Raw genomic sequence first — 19,665 nt, 5'->3', positions numbered from 1 at the left:
AGAATTGCTTTGTTTAGATGTTATCCTTGCTGTTTTTGGCATAATTTCTCCAGCGCTCTACACAGTCTGAAATATCTGAAGGGACTTCAGAATCAAATTCCATCCATTCCTTAGTCACCGGATGTTCAAAGGCTAAAGTTTTGGCATGAAGTGCCTGACGCGGAAGAATTTTAAAACAATTATCTACAAACTGTTTATACTTCGTAAAAGTAGTTCCTTTTAGAATCTTATCACCACCATAACGTTCATCGTTGAACAGAGTATGACCGATATGCTTAAGGTGTACACGGATCTGGTGTGTTCTTCCTGTTTCCAACTGACAAGAGATCAGGGTCACGTAGCCTAAACGCTCAATCACTTTATAGTGGGTAACCGCTGGTTTCCCCTGGTCGGCTTCATCTCCAAGATAAACGATGTTTTGAAGTCGATTTTTAGGATTTCTACCAATATTGCCTTCGATAGTTCCTTCATCATCATCCATGTTTCCCCACACTAAAGCCACATATTCTCGCTTGCTGGTTTTATGAAAAAATTGATTGGTAAGGTAAGCCATAGCCGATTCGGTTTTGGCAATCACCAAAAGTCCGCTGGTATCCTTATCGATTCGATGAACCAGTCCGGGACGATCGCTGCTATTATTCGGTAAATTATCAAAGTGATAAATCAAAGCATTGATCAGCGTTCCTGAATAATTCCCATGACCGGGATGCACTACCATTCCAGCAGGTTTATTGACCACTAATAGAGAATCATCTTCATAAGCGATATCCAAAGGAATGTCTTCCGGAGTGAGTAAGTTTTCATAAGGAGGATAAGCCAAAAGCACTTTTACTTCGTCACCAGCTTTCACCTTATAGTTTTGCTTAACAGCCACACCATTGACGTAGATATTTCCATCTTTAGCAGCTTGCTGAACTTTATTACGAGTAGCATTTTCTATAAAATTCATTAAAAATTTATCTACGCGCAGTGGCTCTTGACCCTGGGTTGCTGTAAAACTATGATGCTCATATAGATCATCATTATCTTCTAAATTATCTTGTTCCTGCATGCTGTTTAAAATTTGTGACTCAGAAGGGTAAAAAATAAGCCTACAGGCTTCCATCACCCACGACTAAGTCAATAGTACTTGTTTTGGGGAGCTTATCTCCAGCTTTTATGGTTTCCCCATTGTGTCTCAACTCGAGTATTGCTCCTTTGGCAATATCTCGTTTTTTGATAATTTCACCGATTTGAAAGCCTAATGCTATCAGTGTAGGCTCAACCTGACGCCTTGTCTTTCTGATTAAATTTTCAGGAATCTCCACATTGATATAACCGGATGGATTAAGTGTGAGATAAATTTTACGATTTTCTTTGACCTGCTTTCCTGGTTTTGGAACCTGATCCAAAACAGAGTACGGGGGGTAATTTGGATTGAAATTGGCGGAATCTAAAATTTCACGTCTCAAGTTCATTTCCTCCAGTTTTTTATCGACGATATCCAGTTGAAATTTGGACAAATCGGGGACTGAAACGGTTTCATTATGGTCGGTTGCTATATCCAGATATTTAAGCGTACTAAAGACTAAAACCACTAAAACCAGGACTGCTAAAATTAACTGAAGCAAAAAGATTTTGCTAAAAATAAATTTGAAGAATTTCATAAACAAAAATAATTACAAATATAGGTTATGCCGAAGCTAGAATAAAATTAACGGGACAGAATGTAAAAAATTATAGTTTGCCTGTTTTCTGAAGCACGAAAAGAACAACAATGGGAATAGCGAGTAAAATTACCATCAGCAAATGATCCTGCAGCACCCAGGGTGAAAGTAACAGGGTAATAAAATAGCCTCCCATGGCGCCACCAAAATGAGCATCATGGCCTACATTATCCCTTCTAGCTCGCATCCCCCAGATCGAGTAAAACAAATACCCTATCCCAAACACATAGGCGGGGATGGGTATGATAAAAAACAAACCCAGCATCATGTCTGGCTGAAGCAAAATAGCCGCATATAAAACACCTACTACGGCCCCGCTCGCTCCTACAGCAGTATAGTTACTTTCGTCTTTATGAAATTGAAGGGATAGTAAATTACCCAGGATCAGACTTCCAAAATACACCAACAGAAAACCACCAGTTCCAAGAAAATTCAACACACTGGAAGCAAAAAAATACAAGGTCAGCATATTGACTAAGAGATGCGTGGTATGTACATGAAGAAATGCAGAACTCAATATTCTAATTTTTTCCCCTGCTTTGATAGAGGAGACCTCAAATTTATAGCGATTAAAAAATTCGGAATCCTTGAATCCCTTAAAAGACATCAACACGTTTGCTGCTATAATTGCAATAACTATAAAACCTAATCCTCCCATAATTTTTTAAATCTCAAAAGGCCAAATATACCTATCTTTGCACAAAATTTGGCTAAATGCAATTACTGATTTATGTTTTAATCTACCCATTTTTATGGCTGATTTCAAAACTTCCCTTTCAACTTATTTATCTCCTTTCAGACCTGGTTTATGTTTTGGTATATAATCTGTTTGCCTATCGTAAAAAAGTAGTTATGGATAATCTAAAACTCGCATTCCCGGACTATTCAAAGTCGGAGCATGAAGCTATAGCAAAGAAATTTTATAAACATTTATGCGATATGATCTTTGAGTCGATCAAATCGATTTCCATGTCCAAAGCAGAAGTAGAGAAACGTTTTAAGTTTGAAAATTTATCCGTTTTTTCAGATTTGGAACGCAAAAATAAAAGCGCCATTATAATCCTTGGACATTATGGAAACTGGGAATGGATTTTCATTTTACAAACCTTTATCAATCATAAAGGTTATGGGGTCTATAAGCAACTGAAGAACAAATATTTCGATAGATTAGTGAAACGGATAAGAGCTAAATACGATACCTACCTGATCACTACCAAAGAAACGGTTCATGTGTTAAACAAAGTCACTGCAAAAGGCGAGTTAACCGTGAGTGGTTTCATATCCGACCAGTCTCCCAAGAAAGACAAGGCTTTTCACTGGCAGGAGTTTATGGGGGTTGAGGTTCCTGTGTATACAGGCGCCGAAATGCTTGCCAAAAGACTGGATCATGCCGTTGTTTATGCCAGAATTTCCAAGCTGAAACGCGGCTATTACAAGTGTCAGTTCGAACTTATCACCGATGAGCCTAAGTCGATTCCAAACTATGAAATCACAGATCATTTTCTGAAGTTACTGGAAGAGCAAATTCGTGAGGAACCCGCTTACTACCTGTGGACGCACAAGCGCTGGAAACACAGAAAAACCTAAATAAATCCCCCTGAGAATCTATCTGCTGGAGGTGATTTATTTAGGTTCTGATTTATGTTCTTTGGAACAGAGCTTGAGTCTGTGCTTATCTAAAGAAATCTATTCATCTGAAGGCTTATTTACTCATTTCTTCCAGCTCATCGATAAAGTCTTGAGCCAAAGCATCGGCCTCGTCCTGACTTTTAGCTTCTGTATAAATCCTGACGATGGGTTCTGTATTTGATTTTCTCAGGTGCACCCAGTTATTCTCAAAATCGATTTTCACGCCGTCGATGGTTTTGATGTCTTCCGCTTTATATTTTTCCTGTATCTTATTCAAAAGCGCATCCACATCGAGACCTGGAGTCAGTTCAATTTTTTCCTTTGCCATAAAGTAGGAGGTGTAGGTTTGTCTGAGCTCAGAAACCTTAATTTGCCGTTCTGAAAGCAAGCTTAGAAACAAAGCCACTCCCACCAGGCTGTCTCTGCCGTAGTGCAATTCCGGATAAATGACTCCACCGTTCCCTTCGCCTCCAATCACTGCATTCACTTCTTTCATTTTGGCCACCACATTCACTTCTCCAACCGCACTTGCAAAATACTCACACCCGTGTTTCTCGGTGATATCGCGCAGAGCACGAGAAGAAGACAAATTGCTGACCGTTGGCCCTTTTTTGCGACTCAATACGTAATCGGCAATGCTCACCAGCGTATATTCTTCTCCAAACATTTCACCCTTTTCATCGACCAAAGCCAGCCGGTCTACATCCGGATCTACAGCGATACCGAAATCTGCATGTTCTTCTTTTACTTTTTTAGACAATTCGGTAAGGTGTTTGGCCAGTGGTTCCGGATTATGCGGAAAATCACCGTTAGGTTCGCAGTAAAGCTTCACAACTTCTACCCCTAGCATTTCCAATAGTGGCGGAATAGATATCCCTCCGGTTGAGTTTACGGCATCTACGACCACCTTGATTTTGGCTTCTTTTATCTGATCGACTTCTACAAGTTCCAGATTCACCACTTCTTCAATATGAAGATCGATGTAAGCATTGTGATAGGTGATTTCTCCTAAATCGTCTACTTCTGAAAACTCAAAATTTTCCTGATCTACAAAATTCAGAATCTGCTGTCCTTCTTCGGCATTTAAAAATTCTCCGTCTTTATTCAAAAGCTTTAGGGCGTTCCATTGTTTAGGATTATGACTGGCCGTAAGGATGATACCTCCGTCTGCATTTTCAAGACTAACTGCCATTTCAACCGTGGGAGTGGTGGAAAGGTCCAGGTCTACCACGTGAATTCCCATCCCCGATAGCGTATGCATCACCAGTGACTGAACCATCTTTCCGGAAATTCGTGCATCCCGGCCCACCACAACTTTGTAGTGTTCCTTGTTTCTCTGGGTCTTTATCCACTGCCCATAAGCGGCCGAGAATTTTACGACGTCCAGCGGTGTCAGATTATCTCCAACTTGTCCGCCAATAGTGCCTCGAATTCCAGAAATAGATTTAATAAGTGTCATAAATTAGGATTTAAAAGAAATTTTTCTGGTGTAAAGATACAAGTCCAAAGATTTTACCTGTAAATAATTTGCTAAAACTGCTTAATAAACTATTTTAGAGCAATGAATTACCTGGCTCACATATTTCTTTCCGGCGATGATGAATTCCTGAAACTGGGAAACTTCATGGCGGATGAAATAAAAGGAAGTTCGTACAGGACCTACCCACCGGAGATTCAGAAAGGCATTTTACTGCATCGGGCTATTGATGACTTTACAGATCACCATCCTTTGGTATCTCAAGGGGCCCATCGGTTTTTTGATGAACTTGGACATTACAACAGCGTTGTGATCGACATGATTTATGATCACATTTTGGCTAAACGCTGGAAGGAATATTCCGATATAGAACTACCTGTTTTTGCTGAAGATTTCTACCTTTTACTGGAGAGCAATCAGCATCTGCTGCCTAAGAAAATAGGTAAGGTGGTTCCTTATATGATCGAACATAACTGGTTATTGAGTTATTCTAAATTAGACGATTTAAGACTTATTCTCAGGCAAATGAATCATAAAACCAAACATGACACCCAACTGCATAAAGGCGCCGACATTTACCTGGCTTTTCAATCTGAATTTGACTCAGAATTCACCAGCTTTTTTGAGGATATCCGGAAGTTTTGCAACTTAAAAATCAAAGCACTAAACCAGAATATATGAAGCGATTTTTGAAGATCTTAAAAATAATAGGCCTGGGCGTTTTAGGTTTAATAATAGTCGTGACGCTCATTGGCTTTTTCATGTCTGAGGACCTGCCAGAGGGGAAACAAGGCCCGGAAGCCGATCGGTTTGCACAGCAGATCTTAAAAGAGCTGAATTACGAAGCTTTCCAAAACACCGAAATTATAAGCTGGACGTTTGCAGACTTGCATTCGTATGAATGGCATAAAGACAAAAACTATGTCCTGGTAACTTCTGATAATTATAAAGTAAAACTAAACCTAAAGGATTATGACAAAAGCGAGGTCATCTCCTCTAAAGACCAGGATTCTACGGAAATCATACAAACCTCCATCAAAAATTTCAACAACGATTCGTACTGGCTGATTGCACCCTACAAAATCATGGAAGACCATGTAGAAAGGCGGCTTGTAACTAAAGACGGAGAAAAGAGCTTACTGGTTACCTTTACTTCTGGCGGTAGCACTCCCGGCGATTCGTACTTATGGAAGGTAGATGAAAATTACAGGCCCACTGCTTTTGAAATGTGGGTGTCTATTATTCCTGTAGGCGGGATTGAAGCTAAATGGAAAGACTGGGTCGAAACCCAGTCTGGTATGATACTTTCCACTAAAAAATCGGTTTTTGGAATTCCTATAGAAATTACAAACCTGAAAACTTCGCGTTAAGCAAAGGCGATAAAAGCTGACATCACAAGCATTAAAAATGCCGGTAACGAGCGTTTTAACGGATCGTTTATTTTTATATGCATGGCAATGGCCCCTATCATAAGGATTCCCATGCCTACTGCACCGATAAAGCCAAGATTATAGCCGTCCTGAAAAATGCTTATAATCAATAAGGTTGCAAATCCGAGTTTTAGAAATCCGATCACGGGTACAAGCCAGACAGGAAGGCCGTATTTGGTAAACTCTTCATTCATGTTTCCGGCTCCGGCTCCTCTCCATTCGGTTTGCTTGTTAAACCTCAGTAACCAGACGTTTAGAATGCCAAGGGCAATCACTACTTTAAAAATTAAAATCAGAGTATCCATAAGTAATTATTTTTGTTAAATATCTTAAAAATAATTAAGCCCGCAGATACTCTAACATAAATTTAATGTGAAAAATCAATCTATTCACCCAAATCTCCGAGGAGATCTCCAAAACCACCAGGCAAAGAATTCATATCCAGGCGCTGTGCAGATTGTGAGATTTGTACAATATCATTTACATTCACATCACTTCCTCTCATTCTGAGAAGTAATAGACCCATTTCAGCATCATATCCAAAGAAGATAAGCTCATCTATCTGTTCTTCTGTCCCAAGAAAGACTAACCGGGCTTCTCTACCGCCACTGCTGAAATTAATTATAGATTCATAATCAGGCTGATCGAGAATAGTTCTTAATTCGCTTCGCTCCTTCTCAAGAATAGGTTCGCCTTTTGACTTTGTCAATGCCAACAAATTGATCTTTTCAATTTTCTGAAGACTCGTCTGCTCTTTGGAAGATAAGCTGTCCAGATTTTGAAATAACAGACTTGTTGGTAAACTGGCTGTAATAAACGCAGTTGAATTTTCCTTTTTTACAAGGTATTCCTGAAGGCTTGGCTTTGTATTGCAAGCCAGCAGCGAAATACCTAGAAGTGTCATTAAAAATATCTTTTTCATGATTATTGATCTTTAAGTTTATCCAGGGATTTACCTCCAGGAATATTCATCTGACTGGTTAATTTGGAAATGTTTTTCAAATCAATATTTCCTTTTATTATCATCAAAACCGACTGAGGATCTGAGGCTTCAGACGAATTGATAAACATCAAAAGCTGGTTGACATAATCATCTGATTTACCAGGTTCGATGTAAAAATTTACATTTTTACCTTCGCTATTCACCTTCATCAACTCTTCTAAATTACTTTTTGATTTTAAAATATTAAAATCAGATTGAAGTTGTTGCCCGTATTTTATACTTTCTGTCGTGTAAATTTTAATATCATCGAGGTTCTCTACCAGATCCAAATAGGCTTTTACATCTTCATCGTTACTGTCCAAATCCAATTTACTCATGAACTTGAACATACTTTTGCTTATCACTATAGAAGTGATTTCTCTCACATTGTCATACTTGGTAAAATCCTGAGCAACTGCTGTTGAACTCATAATAGCGATGGCCATTACAAGACCCATTAATTTAATTTGTTTCATAGCTTTATTTTATTAATTTGTTTTTTTGCTGGCTGAATACTTCTACATATTCCAATTTCTCGAGACCTTCATTCATATTAATAGATAAATAATTAAGCGCATTTTGAGTGGTTTCAAAGGCAAGTCTTGCTTCTTCTAATTCTTGTTGGTTTTCATAAAAGTTATAAAACCACACCCCGCCTAAAACAATACAAATACTTGCGGCTATATTGATCCAAAACTGATGAGTTGTTTTTTTCTCTTTGGTTTTAAGAGGAGGACTTTGAGATGTAGATTCTTTTTCAAAAAACTGAAAAAGAAGGGCGTAAGCTTCAAAATCCGAGTCATAGTTTTCATTCGAAAAATAAGACTTCAGTGCTCTCTCCTGCTCCAGAGTAGTTTCTCCTTCTTCGTAAAGCTTCAGGAGCTTTTCCACGTAAGTTTTATCCAATTCCATGTGCTGATGTTTTTTTTAATTCACTCATAATTTTTTTTCTTGCTCTCGATAAAGCGACTCTTACCGAGGTCGAGTTCATGTCCATAATCTCTTCAATCTCTTTGTTCGTAAACTGCTCCACATCCCTTAGCTGTATAACAGCCCTCTGCTGTTCCGGTAATTCATTGATAAATTTAGCCACCAAACTCACTTCATCCCTGGCTTCTATTTCTGAAGAAAGGCTGGAAGATTGTACTGAATAATTGCTATGCACAAGTTCCAGGGTTTTGCTGTGTTTAGACTTCAAAACATCGTAACACATATTTTTAGTCATTGTCATGGCATAAGCTTCAATATTTTTTATGCCTGCAAGTTTTTTTCTCAACCTCCACAACTTCAGTAAAACTTCCTGAGTAGCATCTTTCGCAGCATCTTCTGAAGATAAGAGACGTCGGGAAAACCTAAAGATTTTATCTTGTAGGGGTATAACGTGCTGAGCATAAAATTCAGAAGTCATAGGTAGCCTGTTTTAATGAAGACGATACAAGAAAGGATTTGTTACATTGATCTCTTTTCTATTTTAATTTTGATTATTTTTATCAAAAATTATTTTAAATGAAAAAATTAAAACTTTTCTTTTTTATAAGTATTTCCCTTGTAGTTTTCGTGTCATGTCAGGATGATATTGATGATAATATTACAAACATAAATGCACTCGCAGACCAGGAAGAGATAAAAGATTTCATTTGGAAAGCCATGAACATTTTCTATCTCTATAAAAGCGATTCTCCAGACCTGGCAGACAATAGGTTTGACAGCACACAGGAGTATATAAGCTTTCTTTCCAACATAGATTCTCCGATAAATTTCTTTTATTCCCTGCTCGCAGATCAAGACAGATTTAGTTTTATCGTATCCGACTTTGTTGAATTGGAGCAGAATCTGGATGGAATTTCCTTATCCAATGGTATGGCTTTTGGCCTGATAAGATTTACCAATACTGAAACCGTATTCGGTTACGTCAGATATGTGGTTCCAGGATCTCCTGCAGATGTTGCCGGAGTTGAGCGAGGATTTATATTCAATAGAATAGATGGTGTGTTTTTCACTCCGGATACCGATTTTAATTCACTTCTGTCTCAAGCTAGTTACACGATTGGTCTAGCAGAATTTCAGGAAGGAAACTTAGTGACCCTGAATCAGGAAGTGAGTTTGGCTAAAATTCAACTTACAGAAAACCCTATACATGAGCAAAAAATCATCGATGTCAATGGACAAAAAGTGGGTTACCTGATGTATAATAACTTCAGAACAACGTTCAACACAGAACTCAATACGGTATTCGCAAATTTCTCTGCCGAAGGTATAACTGACTTGGTTTTAGACCTGAGGTATAATTCTGGAGGAAGCATAGAGACTGCCAAAGATTTATCCAGCATGATCACGGGACAGTTTAATGGAGAAGTCTTCGCAAAACAGATTTATAATGAAAATTTTGAAACTGAAAACTTGATTTTTGATAATGAAATTTCAACTGGCGAAGCAATTAGCAGCCTAAACCTTACCAGAGTGTATGTTTTAACCACCAGTTCTTCAGCTTCAGCCAGTGAACTGGTCATCAATGCTCTAAATCCTTATATAGAAGTTATACAAATAGGTACAACTACGGCTGGAAAATTTGAAGGTTCCGTTACCCTATACGATTCCCCTAATTTTACTAGAAACAATGTAAGTTTAGAGCACACTTATGCCATACAGCCTTTAATTTTGAAAACGGCTAATAAAGTGGGTTTTACCGGTTTTTTTGACGGGCTTGAACCAGACCTTCAGCAAGGTGAAATTTTTTCAAATCTTGGTGTTTTAGGCGATCCTCAGGAAACCTTGCTCAATCTTGCCCTTAAACAAATAAGTCCAGAATTTGAAAGACAATCCTCTGATGAAAAAACAGGTTACAGGCCTTCAGCTATTATAGGTGAAAGCCAGATGTATTCTCCGGTTTTTCAAAGAATGTATGTCAGCCCAAATTCCATCTCATTTTGATTTCTGCATATTTGAAAAGCTTTCAGCATTTGGAGGAAAAAGTAGATGTGTTGATGAAATATATCAGACTTCAAAGCGACTATAAAATGCTCCTTTCTGAAGTTTCTCACGATATTTCTACTCCACTGAATTATCTTAAACTTTCCACGGATATCTTACAAAGTCAAATTGACCCAAATGCTGATCCTGATTTAAAAGAAACCGTAAGAGTTATATCGTCTTCCACTTCAAAACTAAATGAGGAAGCACAACAAATAGTTGAACACAGTAAATCAAAGCTGAAAGCTCCTGAAACACCTTCTACTGTAAAAACCAACTTACTATTCAGTTCAGCCCTGTTGGGAATCAAGCTCAATCCTGAAATGCTTCAAGGGCGTTATGAAACAGTATTGAAAAAAAATGCGGACGCTTATAAGTATTTGTTTAGTGCTTTGATGCAAGTCATCAGGAACCTGGAATTAGATATACATACCATTGCTATAGAAAAATGCCAAAATGACCTCAATGTCAAATTAGATTTTTTTGAGCACAGTACAGTGGAGGTTTTGAGAATAAAAAGAGAAGTAAGCACTATGATTAATAAAGAGCTTTTAAGTTCTGTGATGAATTATTTGAAAGCGGAAATTCTTATTTCAAAAGGGGAAAATAAAAGCATTAGATTAAATCTGATCCTTTCTCTTTAACTAGCCGTAATTTTAAAATCAGTCCTGTACGCATCAACCAGTCCGATATTAGTATTGATGTTTAGCTTCTGCATGATTCTTTTCTTATAAGTGCTAACCGTGGATTTTTGCAAATTGAGTTCTTCCGAGATATCTATATTAGATTTTCCGTCAGCAAGTAATGAAAGTATTTGAAATTCTCTATGTGAAAGCAAATTGGAGAGAGATAAATCACTTTCACCTTTTTTATCAAAAAGAGTCTCTTGAAAACTTTCATCAATGAAGCGTTTTCCATTTTCCAAAACTTTGATAGCTAAAGCAATTTTTTGCAAAGGCTGAGATTTACTTAGATATCCATCTGCCCCATTTCTTATGAAGTTGACAGCATATTGTGGTTCTTCGTGCGCAGAATACATCAGTATTTTGATATCCGCATAATTGGCTTTTATGTCCTTTACAATATCTACCGTATTCCCACCAGGCATTTTAATATCCAAAATAACAAGATCTACATTCTTATGGGCTAGAAGTTGATTTCTTAACTCATTGGTTGAAGATACTTTTATAATCTCCGGACTGGCAAAATTCTGACGTACAACAGCCTCAACACCGTGTTTTACAACATCATGATCATCTGCCAAAATAATTTTAGAGATTTTTTTCAAAATTAAAAATTGGTTAAATCTTATGCTAATCTACAAAAAAGTAGTCTTAATACTACAAAAATTATTTTAAATACTTGATTAAACTTTAAATAAGGTTTACCTGGAAACTAAATAAGCTTCCAAAAGGGCTGAATCTTGATTTTAATCTTAAATTTGCACACGAAAAAAACAACTATGAAATCAACAGCACTTAATCATATTCATCATCAGCTCGGAGCCAAGATGGTTCCCTTTGCAGGATACGAAATGCCCGTTTCTTATACAGGGGTTAATGAAGAACATGAAACCGTTCGCCAGCATCTTGGTGTATTTGATGTCTCCCATATGGGCGAATTTTTTGTGGAGGGCAAAGAAGCTTTAAATCTTGTTCAAAAAGTAACTACCAATGATGCATCCACACTTGTGGATGGTCAAGCTCAGTACACCTGTATGCCCAATGAAACCGGAGGAATTGTAGATGACTTAATCATCTACAAATTCAATGCTGAAAAATTCATGATGGTCGTGAATGCTTCCAATATTGAAAAAGACTGGAACTGGATCAATTCCCATAATTCATTTGATGCTAAACTATCCGATTTATCGGATGCGTATTCGCTTTTGGCTATTCAAGGTCCCAAAGCAGTAGAAGCTATGCAAAGCATTTCACCTTTGGATTTATCTGAAATCAAATTTTATCACTTTGAAGTTGGCGAGTTTGCCGGTGCCCAGGATGTTATCATTTCGGCAACGGGCTACACGGGAAGCGGTGGATTTGAAATTTATTTCAAAAACAAAGATGCTGAACAAATCTGGTCGGCCGTTCTTGAAGCAGGTAAAGACTTTGGCATCCAGCCCATCGGACTGGCTGCCCGCGACACCCTAAGACTGGAAATGGGCATGTGTCTGTATGGCAATGATATCGATGAGACCACGTCTCCTATTGAAGCTAAACTGGGCTGGATTACCAAATTCACAAAGGATTTCATCAATGCAGAGGCATTAAAGCAAGAAAAAGAAGAAGGCCCATCAAGAAAATTAATCGCCTTTGAAGTTATTGAGAAAGGTATCCCAAGACACGGATACGATGTGCTTAATACTGAAGGTGAAGCCATTGGCCATGTGACTTCCGGGACCATGTCACCAAGCCTTAAAAAAGCCATTGGCATGGGGTATGTAAAAACAGAATATGCCAAATTTGGAACTGAAATTTTGATCCAAATCAGAAAAAAACAGGTCAAAGCTGTTATTGTAAAGCCACCATTTTACAAAGCTTAAACCTATAATTAGCTAGTGTATTGAGCCGTTTCTAGTTTAGAAAGGGCTCAATTCATTTTGAAAAAAGAAGACTTATTAAACACTCAAAAAAAATATTGATTCTCGGTGCCAGTGGCTTCTTAGGAAATGTTCTTTATAAAGAATTATCTCCTTATTATGACGTGTATGGCACTTACGCAAGAGATCATGCGGTTTTAGCCCAGAACAAACGCATGTTCCAATGGGATGCAGAAAGCGAAAGCATAAGCCTTTTGTTACAGGAACTAGCTCCAGATTTAATCATTTCTGCCATCAGGGGTGATTTTTCTGCTCAAACTTATGCGCATTTTGACATGATAGATTACCTGATTAAGTTTCAGAAGAAATTGATTTTTATCTCATCCGCAAACGTATTCGATGTGTTTACCAACTACCCCTCCTACGAATATGACAAAACGCTTTCTGAGAGTGTGTATGGAAGATTTAAAATCAAAATTGAAAATGCTTTGCTCAGACTTCCCAACCCGCTTTACAACATCGTCAGACTACCGATGATTTACGGGCACAATTCACCGAGAGTCAAAGAGCTGAAGATTATGCATGATTTAAAAGAAGCTATTGAGGTCTTCCCCAATGTCGTGATGAATGCCACTACTCATGATAAATTTGCCCAGCAAATACATTATATCATCAATAGAGAATTGGAAGGCGTTTATCATCTGGGCAGCAGGGATTTAATTCATCACAAAGAACTGGTCTATGAGATTTTAAAAGGACTCGAACTGGAAAATCCTATTTTTAAAAACGTCTATAACTCCAACGAAGACCGCTATATAGCTGTGATCCCAAAAGACAATCTTTTACCCAAAAATTTGCAGATCAGTATCGATGAAGTGGTGCAAAACTCTGTAAAACTTTCATAAACCTGAATATATCTACTATCAAAATTGTAAATTCAGCTTAAAATAAAAAAGACATGAAACCACTACAAAACGCAGAAATCGAATCCAGATTAGAAAAAATGGAAGGCTGGACCTTCAATGAAAATGCTATCCATACGACTCTTGAGTTTGAAAACTTTAAAGAAGCTTTTGCAGGCATGACCAGAATTGCCTTTGAAGCCGAAGCACAACAGCATCATCCGCAATGGTATAATGTTTATAATACCCTGGAAATCTCATTATCGACCCACGATGCCGATGGAGTAACCGACAAAGATTTTAAACTGGCAGAAAAGATTGAAGAAATCATTTCCGCCTAATCTTATACCAATTTAACCATCAAATGACGCTATATAGCTCATTCATTTTTCCATATATTTCCTTGTTCACAATTTCCATAGCCTAGCTATGCAAAAATATTCACAGCGTTATATATGAAAAAAGCAATTTCGCTCTCTTAACGACATTTAATAGTCAAATTGGCATTAACAAAAGTTGAGTTAATTATTTCGGAAGTTAAACATCCGAAGAATCATAATTCTATATTTGTCAAAATAAATAGAATTGAATATGATTGATGCTTTAGAATGGAGATACGCCACCAAGAAATTTGACGATTCCAAAACCGTGGACTCCAGCAGGATTGAACTTTTAAAAAAAGCTTTTAATTTGACGCCTACATCCTACGGCCTGCAGCCTTTACGACTGGTCATTATAAAAAATCAGGAGCTTAAAGACCGGCTTTTTGAGCACAGTTATAATCAAATTCAGGTCAAGACGGCTTCGCATGTTTTAGTGATATGTATAGAAAATACGGTGGATGAAAAATTCATCAAGCATAATTTTGAATTACAGAAAGAAATAAGAAATGCGAAGGAGGAAATCATCAATCCCTTTCGGGAGTTTTTGATTAAAGATTTCAAGAACAGAAGTGATCAAAACATCAAAGCCTGGGGCATTAATCAGGCCTATCTGGCTTTAGGAAATTTACTGACCATTTGTGCTGCCGAGAAAATAGATGCCTGTCCGATGGAAGGTTTTGAAAGCAAAGCTTATGATGACATTCTGAATTTAAAGGAAAAAGGAGTTTCCTCCGCTTTGGTTCTTCCCATAGGCTATCGGGCTAAAGACGATAAGTTTGCTGACTTTAAAAAAGTAAGACGCCCTCAGGAGGAAACGATTATTGAGTATTAAAGTATAAGCTACTTTCAAATTGAATTATGGAATATTTCGTAGATCAAGATTCGATTGTTCGTGAGATCTGGGGAAAAGGTGATACCATTTTATTTGTTTTCGCCGGAGCATCCGCAGAGTTTGCCCTAAATAAAGCTGTAGACTGGCTTTATTATACGGGTCGCTTACCCAGCGATCCCCTTGGTAGGTTATTCTCGACTGTTTCTTATGCGCGCCAAATTGTCTTTTCCGAAAAACAATCTGCTATAAAAGCCATACATCGTATCAATTCCATTCATGGATCTTTGGAAACCGAACGTGGAAAAAATATTCCAGAGTGGGCCTACAGAGATGTCCTTTTTATGCTGATAGACTACTCCATCAGATCTTTTGAGATCCTTGAACGTAAACTTAAGGCTTCTGAAAAAGAAGAGGTTTTTGAAGTGTTTAGCCGACTTGGGAAACACATGAACATAAAAGACCTGCCCGAAAATTTTGAAGAATTTGTAAAACATCGTCAAAGTCATCTTCGCGAAGACTTAAATTACGGAAACTACACCAAGGACCTGTACCAGCAGTATCGAAAACATTTGGGTGAATTTCGCTACCGGCTTTTGCTGGAAGCTCAAAAGCTAATCGCACCTCCACTGGTTTGTGAGTATCTAAAATTAAAGAAGCATTCCATTTTAAACTTCCTCATACCGGTTTACAAAATCAGTAGAGGTTTAAAAATAGACAAGCTTATAAAATTGTTAATTCTCCCTTCTGCATACAAAGCTGAAATTGAATCTCTGGACAGACACGAAGCTTAAAAGTTTAAATGCGGCTACCGGGTCATTTAAAGACCAGGCAGAGCCCTTTTTAGAAATTAATTATTCCTTCCCCTCTACGAAATCCTGTAAATACGAATATCTTGGTGTCAATTTCCCGGCTTTGGTCATTCTTGCTCTTTCGAGAATTCCATCTAAATCTCCATTGAAAAAAGCGGGAATCACATGTTCTGTAAACATCTGCCCGAAGCCTTCGCTGGCATCTTTCGGCAATTCACATGGGAGATTGTCTACCGCCATGACCGTAATCGCATTTTTTGCATCAAAGGCGACTTCAGATTCGGTTTGCGGGTCGTACCCATAAAACGGATCTTCAATCGTAGAAGCTCTCAGCGTGGAAGCCACCGGACCATCGATATCGCAGCTGATATCAGCGACCAGGTTAATCTTAAAGTCAGGATGCCTGGCATCTTTTCTGGTAAATAAATAGGGTGCATTATCTCCGTAGAAATGTCCCGCTATAAAGAAATCGGTGACTTTGGCAAACCGCATAAAATCCGATTCGTAAGGTGCAGGATCCAGGAAAAATTCGGATATTTTACCGGGCTCTCCATCTTTTCTCCTGTTGTAGTCCAGGACATGGATAATGGTATAGACGGGCTCTTGAAAGGTTTCGGAAAGATACTCTTCTACACCAACCTGTCTGATTTTGAGATGATCTAAAATTTCTTTCGCTCCTTTGGCCACCTTTCCTAAACCTGAAAGACAGATTTTGATATTGGGCACCCGGATAGCATCCAGTTCTTTTTTGACCGCCTCCAGGTCCGCGAGGTCATCGACCTTTGATAAACTGAAAAGCCTGTCTCTAAGCCCCAGGGCTCTAAATCCATTGTAGGCCCCGACTAATCCTGCATAGCGGCCAAAACCAATAAGCCGATTTCCCAGGCTATCCGTAACCACTTCATGGTCATACAGCTGGATGTTTTTATCTAAAATCGCTTTCAGCAAATTTCTGTTATAGGGCTGCTTTTTGATGGTATGTGAAAAAAAGAAATAGGATGTATGGGGAATCAGGGAATCTATAGGCACTTCTTTGACCCCCAGTAAAACATCACAGTTGGACAGGTCACTTTCCAAATGTAAATTCTGTTGTGCATAGGCTTCATCTGAAAAGATACGAATGTCTGAAGGCTCTACGACAAACTGTAAATCTTCAAACTGCATTTGGACTTCTTTCGCTTTTTGCGGGGAAAGCACAACGCGGCGGTCTGGAGGAGTTTTTCGCTCTTTGATAAGTCCAATTTTCATATCAGGTATTTTAAGATGAATTTAGCTTCAAATATAGGATTAATATCTATTTTTGCATTCCTGTTTTGGAAAGGAAACGCCTGGTTATTTTCGGATACCTTAAGTTGACGACAGACCTGCGTTAGGGATAGAAGTGGCATACTTCTTGTACTACATACAGTACAAGAAGATACAGCGGATAGCCTGCCTTTGTCGGCAGACAGGCCCGATCCCCAAAGCATTGGGGACAAAACAGTGTTCTTTGACGTGATAGCAGTTATACAGCTTCACTTATTTAATTGGGGTCGACTTGGTTTTGACAGCAAGACCAATTGAATGGTAAGCACGCCGAGCGCTGGGATACAGCTCGTAAATCTCATATTTCACACTTTTTTAAACGGCGAAGATAACTACGCCTTGGCTGCATAATCCGAATTTCAGTAGGATATGCTTCATCCCCAACAAGGTTGGGGACCAAGATGTCTCGCAAAAGCCTTGATTTACGGCGTTTGCACACGAGGCACCGGTAAAGTAAATATAGCCAGAGCAGGGCCTTGATGCTTTGGTAAAATTTAATCGAGGATAAGGACAAAGTAGGTGGTTTTCAGCCAGCTTTGTCACGAAAAGCCAAGAGAAAACTAAGCGTGTAGAAATCTATTGAATTGCTTGTTTGGACGGGAGTTCGAGTCTCCCCGACTCCACTATAAACCCCCATATACCCAGTGTATATGGGGGTTTTTTATTGAATAAAAAATTTAAACTTATACCCTCAATAACTTCATTATAACCTCCCTGCCCTTTCAACTCTTAATCCGTTTCCCCTCTAGATCAGATTCTTTCATTTTTTTATCCATTGAAGAAGGGAAAAATCAATTATGAAACAATCATAAACCTTAATAAAATAGGTCAGGTCAACTCATATTCTTTTTAATCATAGCCAGAACATCCATAAGCAGGCTTTTAAACTGCTCATTTTCCATGCTACCATTGCTTAAAGCTACGAAGGAGTATCCAGATTTGAGGTCGCGGTAATACATTGTGCTAAATCCCACCCAGCCTCCGGCATGCTGCATGACCTGCCTGTCTTCATAAACCACCCAGCCATAACCATAAGGAACAGATCCTTTAGGTAAATTTCTACCGGGTTTGAAATACTTTTCTTTCCATTCCTCAGAAAGAATTTTATCGGAATTCAGGAATCGTTCCCATTTAATAAAATCATGAATCGACATATAAATATTACCATCCCCAATAATACCATCCATAGGAGTAAGGTCATTAAGTACAATTTTATCCTTGGTCAGATGAATTCCTTTTACTCTTTCAGGATGTTTATCCGCATAAGCGTGAGTGTAACCAAAAGCGTTTTTCATATCCAAAGGATCAAAGAACTCTTCCTTAAGGTAGCCCCCAAAGGTTTTGCCAGTGACCTCTTCCACAATTGAAGCTAAAAAAATATAGCCGGTATTACTATACTCATGTTTTAGTCCTGGATCAAAATCCAGGTCAGGCTCTTGGGTTTCAAACAATCTCAGTAAGGACTTATTAGTGGCAAAAGGCTCGGCGTAAGTGGGATAAGTCTGATATAGTTTTTCAAAATCCGGAAGTCCGCTGGTGTGGTGCAATAAATGCTCCAAAGTAATATTCCTGTATTTTTCGTTTTTTAAAGCAGGGAGATATTCTGAAACGTAAGTTTTCAGTTGCAGTTGATCCTTTTCCAATAACCGCGCTATAGACAGTGCAGTGAAATGTTTTGAAAGGCTTGCCAGGTTGAAAGACGATGATAGATGTAAGGGGGAACCCTGAGCATTGGCAACACCTTTTACGACAGAGGCCACTACTGAGTCCTTTTTCATCACCAGAATAGCTCCGTTAAATTCGGGATGCTGAGCAAGAAGGCTGTCGAACTGCCTGTTAACATATGGATCGGGATAGGCAGATGCTGTAATGCTTACTGTGAGGAATAACGAAATTGTTAACAAAAAATACTGCATAGAAATAAGTTTTATATACTAAAAACGATCTAAAACTTCATGTGTTACAAATTTCCATGTGATTTATTACACCAATTTTTTGATTTGCTATTGAAGGCTAATAATTTAAATATCGAAAATTAGTACTATTTCACAGCTCAAAATCAGAGAATCTACAAAAAATATTCGTAACCTTTAGTTTAGGAGAGGGTGCATTTCAAGTGACAGGTAAGCTTGTATTTTTAATACAAAGCCTCATTTTTAAAAGGTATCAGGGCTAAAATGACAGCCTCGGTGTAATAGGAGGTTCGGTCTATCAGATCTCCTGTCAAAATACCAACTGCCCCGCTTTTTTGTTTGGAATTATCGCGTTTAAAAACCAGATCATCGGCTTCACCAAGCTCCTTCCCTTCCTGGATCAGGACGACCACCTGTTTGGGGAGAAAAAAGGTTCCTGTCCTGGATTTGCCGTACTTTTCACCGGATTTGATAACCACCCAGGCAAAGGCCTGCATTTCATTGTCGATTTGGGCTATCCCCCCTTCTATACCGAAGTAAAAATCGGCGTCTTTGTGCGTGTTGGCAGCATTATCGGCTCTGTTTTTGGCCCCGCGAAAGGTTTCTTCATCACTCATAGGCTGGTCAGACACATTTGAGGGGACAGACACACCCACGCATTCGAACTCCTGATCGGGAAACATCTGCTCCAGACCCTGTTTTGCGGCTTTTATTTTTACGGGGTTTTTTGAAGCGATAATTACTTTTTTCATGATCTTGTTTATAAAGGGGTCTATTCTTAATTT

23 protein-coding genes and 1 other RNA gene are annotated in these 19,665 nt (G+C 38.4%); 11 read left to right on the top strand and 13 right to left on the bottom strand.

What is annotated here, in order from left to right:
• Positions 1-13: 13 nt before the first annotated feature.
• From BLP81_RS03965 to BLP81_RS03955, 3 genes are all read right to left on the bottom strand, one after another.
• Positions 14-1,051 carry an RluA family pseudouridine synthase gene (locus BLP81_RS03965; protein WP_093365986.1) on the bottom strand — a complete coding sequence of 346 codons (1,038 nt, stop codon included), beginning with the start codon at positions 1,049-1,051 and terminating at the stop codon, positions 14-16.
• A 40-nt stretch (positions 1,052-1,091) separates the two neighbouring features.
• Complete coding sequence (locus BLP81_RS03960) at positions 1,092-1,646, bottom strand: PASTA domain-containing protein (protein WP_093365984.1); 555 nt, start codon at positions 1,644-1,646, stop codon at positions 1,092-1,094.
• A gap of 70 nt (positions 1,647-1,716) precedes the next feature.
• Positions 1,717-2,364, bottom strand: coding sequence for a rhomboid family intramembrane serine protease (locus tag BLP81_RS03955; RefSeq protein ID WP_093365982.1), 648 nt, complete (start codon positions 2,362-2,364; stop codon positions 1,717-1,719).
• Positions 2,365-2,420: 56 nt separating this feature from the next.
• On the opposite strand from BLP81_RS03955, the gene BLP81_RS03950 reads away from it, so the two are divergent.
• Positions 2,421-3,293, top strand: a complete 873-nt coding sequence (locus tag BLP81_RS03950) for a lysophospholipid acyltransferase family protein (protein WP_093365980.1) — start codon at positions 2,421-2,423, stop codon at positions 3,291-3,293.
• A 115-nt stretch (positions 3,294-3,408) separates the two neighbouring features.
• On the opposite strand, the gene glmM is transcribed toward BLP81_RS03950, so the two are convergent.
• Entirely contained in the window at positions 3,409-4,794 is a 1,386-nt protein-coding gene (glmM, locus tag BLP81_RS03945; protein WP_093365978.1) for a phosphoglucosamine mutase, read from the bottom strand.
• A gap of 102 nt (positions 4,795-4,896) precedes the next feature.
• On the opposite strand from glmM, the gene BLP81_RS03940 reads away from it, so the two are divergent.
• A complete protein-coding gene (locus BLP81_RS03940) occupies positions 4,897-5,493 on the top strand; it encodes an acyl carrier protein phosphodiesterase (protein ID WP_093365975.1) in 597 nt (198 codons plus the stop codon).
• Positions 5,490-6,182, top strand: coding sequence for a hypothetical protein (locus BLP81_RS03935; RefSeq protein WP_093365972.1), 693 nt, complete (start codon positions 5,490-5,492; stop codon positions 6,180-6,182). The genes BLP81_RS03940 and BLP81_RS03935 overlap by 4 nt, the downstream gene beginning before the upstream one ends.
• Here the strand turns inward: BLP81_RS03935 and BLP81_RS03930 are convergent.
• The 5 genes from BLP81_RS03930 to BLP81_RS03910 all read right to left on the bottom strand — a co-directional run bounded on the left by BLP81_RS03930 (position 6,179) and on the right by BLP81_RS03910 (position 8,632).
• Positions 6,179-6,547: a DoxX family protein gene (locus BLP81_RS03930; RefSeq protein WP_093365969.1), complete on the bottom strand. Its 369-nt coding sequence runs from the start codon at positions 6,545-6,547 to the stop codon at positions 6,179-6,181. The two genes, BLP81_RS03935 and BLP81_RS03930, sit on opposite strands and share 4 nt — an antisense overlap.
• 80 nt (positions 6,548-6,627) lie before the next feature.
• On the bottom strand, positions 6,628-7,164 hold the full coding sequence (locus tag BLP81_RS03925; protein ID WP_093365966.1) for a DUF4252 domain-containing protein: 537 nt from the start codon (positions 7,162-7,164) through the stop codon (positions 6,628-6,630).
• 2 nt (positions 7,165-7,166) lie between these two features.
• A complete protein-coding gene (locus tag BLP81_RS03920; RefSeq protein WP_093365963.1) occupies positions 7,167-7,700 on the bottom strand; it encodes a DUF4252 domain-containing protein in 534 nt (177 codons plus the stop codon).
• A gap of 4 nt (positions 7,701-7,704) precedes the next feature.
• Complete coding sequence (locus BLP81_RS03915) at positions 7,705-8,136, bottom strand: hypothetical protein (protein WP_093365961.1); 432 nt, start codon at positions 8,134-8,136, stop codon at positions 7,705-7,707.
• Positions 8,123-8,632, bottom strand: a complete 510-nt coding sequence (locus tag BLP81_RS03910; RefSeq protein WP_093365959.1) for an RNA polymerase sigma factor — start codon at positions 8,630-8,632, stop codon at positions 8,123-8,125. Before BLP81_RS03910 ends, BLP81_RS03915 begins: the two co-directional genes overlap by 14 nt.
• A 98-nt stretch (positions 8,633-8,730) precedes the next feature.
• On the opposite strand from BLP81_RS03910, the gene BLP81_RS03905 reads away from it, so the two are divergent.
• Positions 8,731-10,155, top strand: a complete 1,425-nt coding sequence (locus tag BLP81_RS03905; protein ID WP_093365957.1) for a S41 family peptidase — start codon at positions 8,731-8,733, stop codon at positions 10,153-10,155.
• Positions 10,156-10,184: 29 nt separating this feature from the next.
• Positions 10,185-10,838 (top strand): histidine kinase, encoded by a 654-nt coding sequence (locus BLP81_RS03900; RefSeq protein WP_143002808.1) that lies wholly within the window; start codon positions 10,185-10,187, stop codon positions 10,836-10,838.
• On the opposite strand, the gene BLP81_RS03895 is transcribed toward BLP81_RS03900, so the two are convergent.
• Positions 10,835-11,482 (bottom strand): response regulator, encoded by a 648-nt coding sequence (locus BLP81_RS03895; protein ID WP_093365952.1) that lies wholly within the window; start codon positions 11,480-11,482, stop codon positions 10,835-10,837. The two genes, BLP81_RS03900 and BLP81_RS03895, sit on opposite strands and share 4 nt — an antisense overlap.
• A gap of 174 nt (positions 11,483-11,656) precedes the next feature.
• Here BLP81_RS03895 and gcvT point away from each other — a divergent pair, with 174 nt between their 5' ends.
• From gcvT to BLP81_RS03870, 5 genes are all read left to right on the top strand, one after another.
• Positions 11,657-12,739, top strand: a complete 1,083-nt coding sequence (gene gcvT, locus BLP81_RS03890) for a glycine cleavage system aminomethyltransferase GcvT (protein ID WP_093365948.1) — start codon at positions 11,657-11,659, stop codon at positions 12,737-12,739.
• A 95-nt stretch (positions 12,740-12,834) separates the two neighbouring features.
• The gene (locus tag BLP81_RS03885; RefSeq protein ID WP_245686406.1) at positions 12,835-13,641 is read left to right on the top strand and encodes a sugar nucleotide-binding protein; all 807 of its coding nucleotides are present in this window, start codon (positions 12,835-12,837) and stop codon (positions 13,639-13,641) included.
• A gap of 53 nt (positions 13,642-13,694) precedes the next feature.
• Complete coding sequence (locus BLP81_RS03880; RefSeq protein WP_093365943.1) at positions 13,695-13,979, top strand: 4a-hydroxytetrahydrobiopterin dehydratase; 285 nt, start codon at positions 13,695-13,697, stop codon at positions 13,977-13,979.
• Positions 13,980-14,229: 250 nt separating this feature from the next.
• Complete coding sequence (locus tag BLP81_RS03875; RefSeq protein WP_093365940.1) at positions 14,230-14,853, top strand: NAD(P)H-dependent oxidoreductase; 624 nt, start codon at positions 14,230-14,232, stop codon at positions 14,851-14,853.
• A 26-nt stretch (positions 14,854-14,879) separates the two neighbouring features.
• Positions 14,880-15,644 (top strand): oxygenase MpaB family protein, encoded by a 765-nt coding sequence (locus BLP81_RS03870; protein ID WP_093365938.1) that lies wholly within the window; start codon positions 14,880-14,882, stop codon positions 15,642-15,644.
• A gap of 60 nt (positions 15,645-15,704) precedes the next feature.
• Here the strand turns inward: BLP81_RS03870 and BLP81_RS03865 are convergent, their stop codons facing one another.
• Positions 15,705-16,910, bottom strand: a complete 1,206-nt coding sequence (locus BLP81_RS03865; RefSeq protein ID WP_093365935.1) for an NAD(P)-dependent oxidoreductase — start codon at positions 16,908-16,910, stop codon at positions 15,705-15,707.
• A 280-nt stretch (positions 16,911-17,190) separates the two neighbouring features.
• Here BLP81_RS03865 and ssrA point away from each other — a divergent pair.
• Positions 17,191-17,593, top strand: a transfer-messenger RNA (tmRNA) gene (gene ssrA, locus BLP81_RS03855).
• Between the two features lie 207 nt (positions 17,594-17,800).
• Here the strand turns inward: ssrA and BLP81_RS03850 are convergent.
• The gene (locus BLP81_RS03850) at positions 17,801-18,883 is read right to left on the bottom strand and encodes a serine hydrolase domain-containing protein (protein ID WP_093365929.1); all 1,083 of its coding nucleotides are present in this window, start codon (positions 18,881-18,883) and stop codon (positions 17,801-17,803) included.
• Between the two features lie 221 nt (positions 18,884-19,104).
• Positions 19,105-19,632 carry an inosine/xanthosine triphosphatase gene (yjjX, locus tag BLP81_RS03845; RefSeq protein ID WP_093365926.1) on the bottom strand — a complete coding sequence of 176 codons (528 nt, stop codon included), beginning with the start codon at positions 19,630-19,632 and terminating at the stop codon, positions 19,105-19,107.
• Between the last annotated feature and the right edge of the window lie 33 nt (positions 19,633-19,665).

The sequence above is a fragment of the Psychroflexus sediminis genome (assembly GCF_900099815.1).
Classification (GTDB): Bacteria; Bacteroidota; Bacteroidia; order Flavobacteriales; family Flavobacteriaceae; genus Psychroflexus; species Psychroflexus sediminis.
The sequence above is the reverse complement of the archived record's forward strand: the minus strand, read 5'-3'. Positions and strand labels throughout refer to the sequence as shown.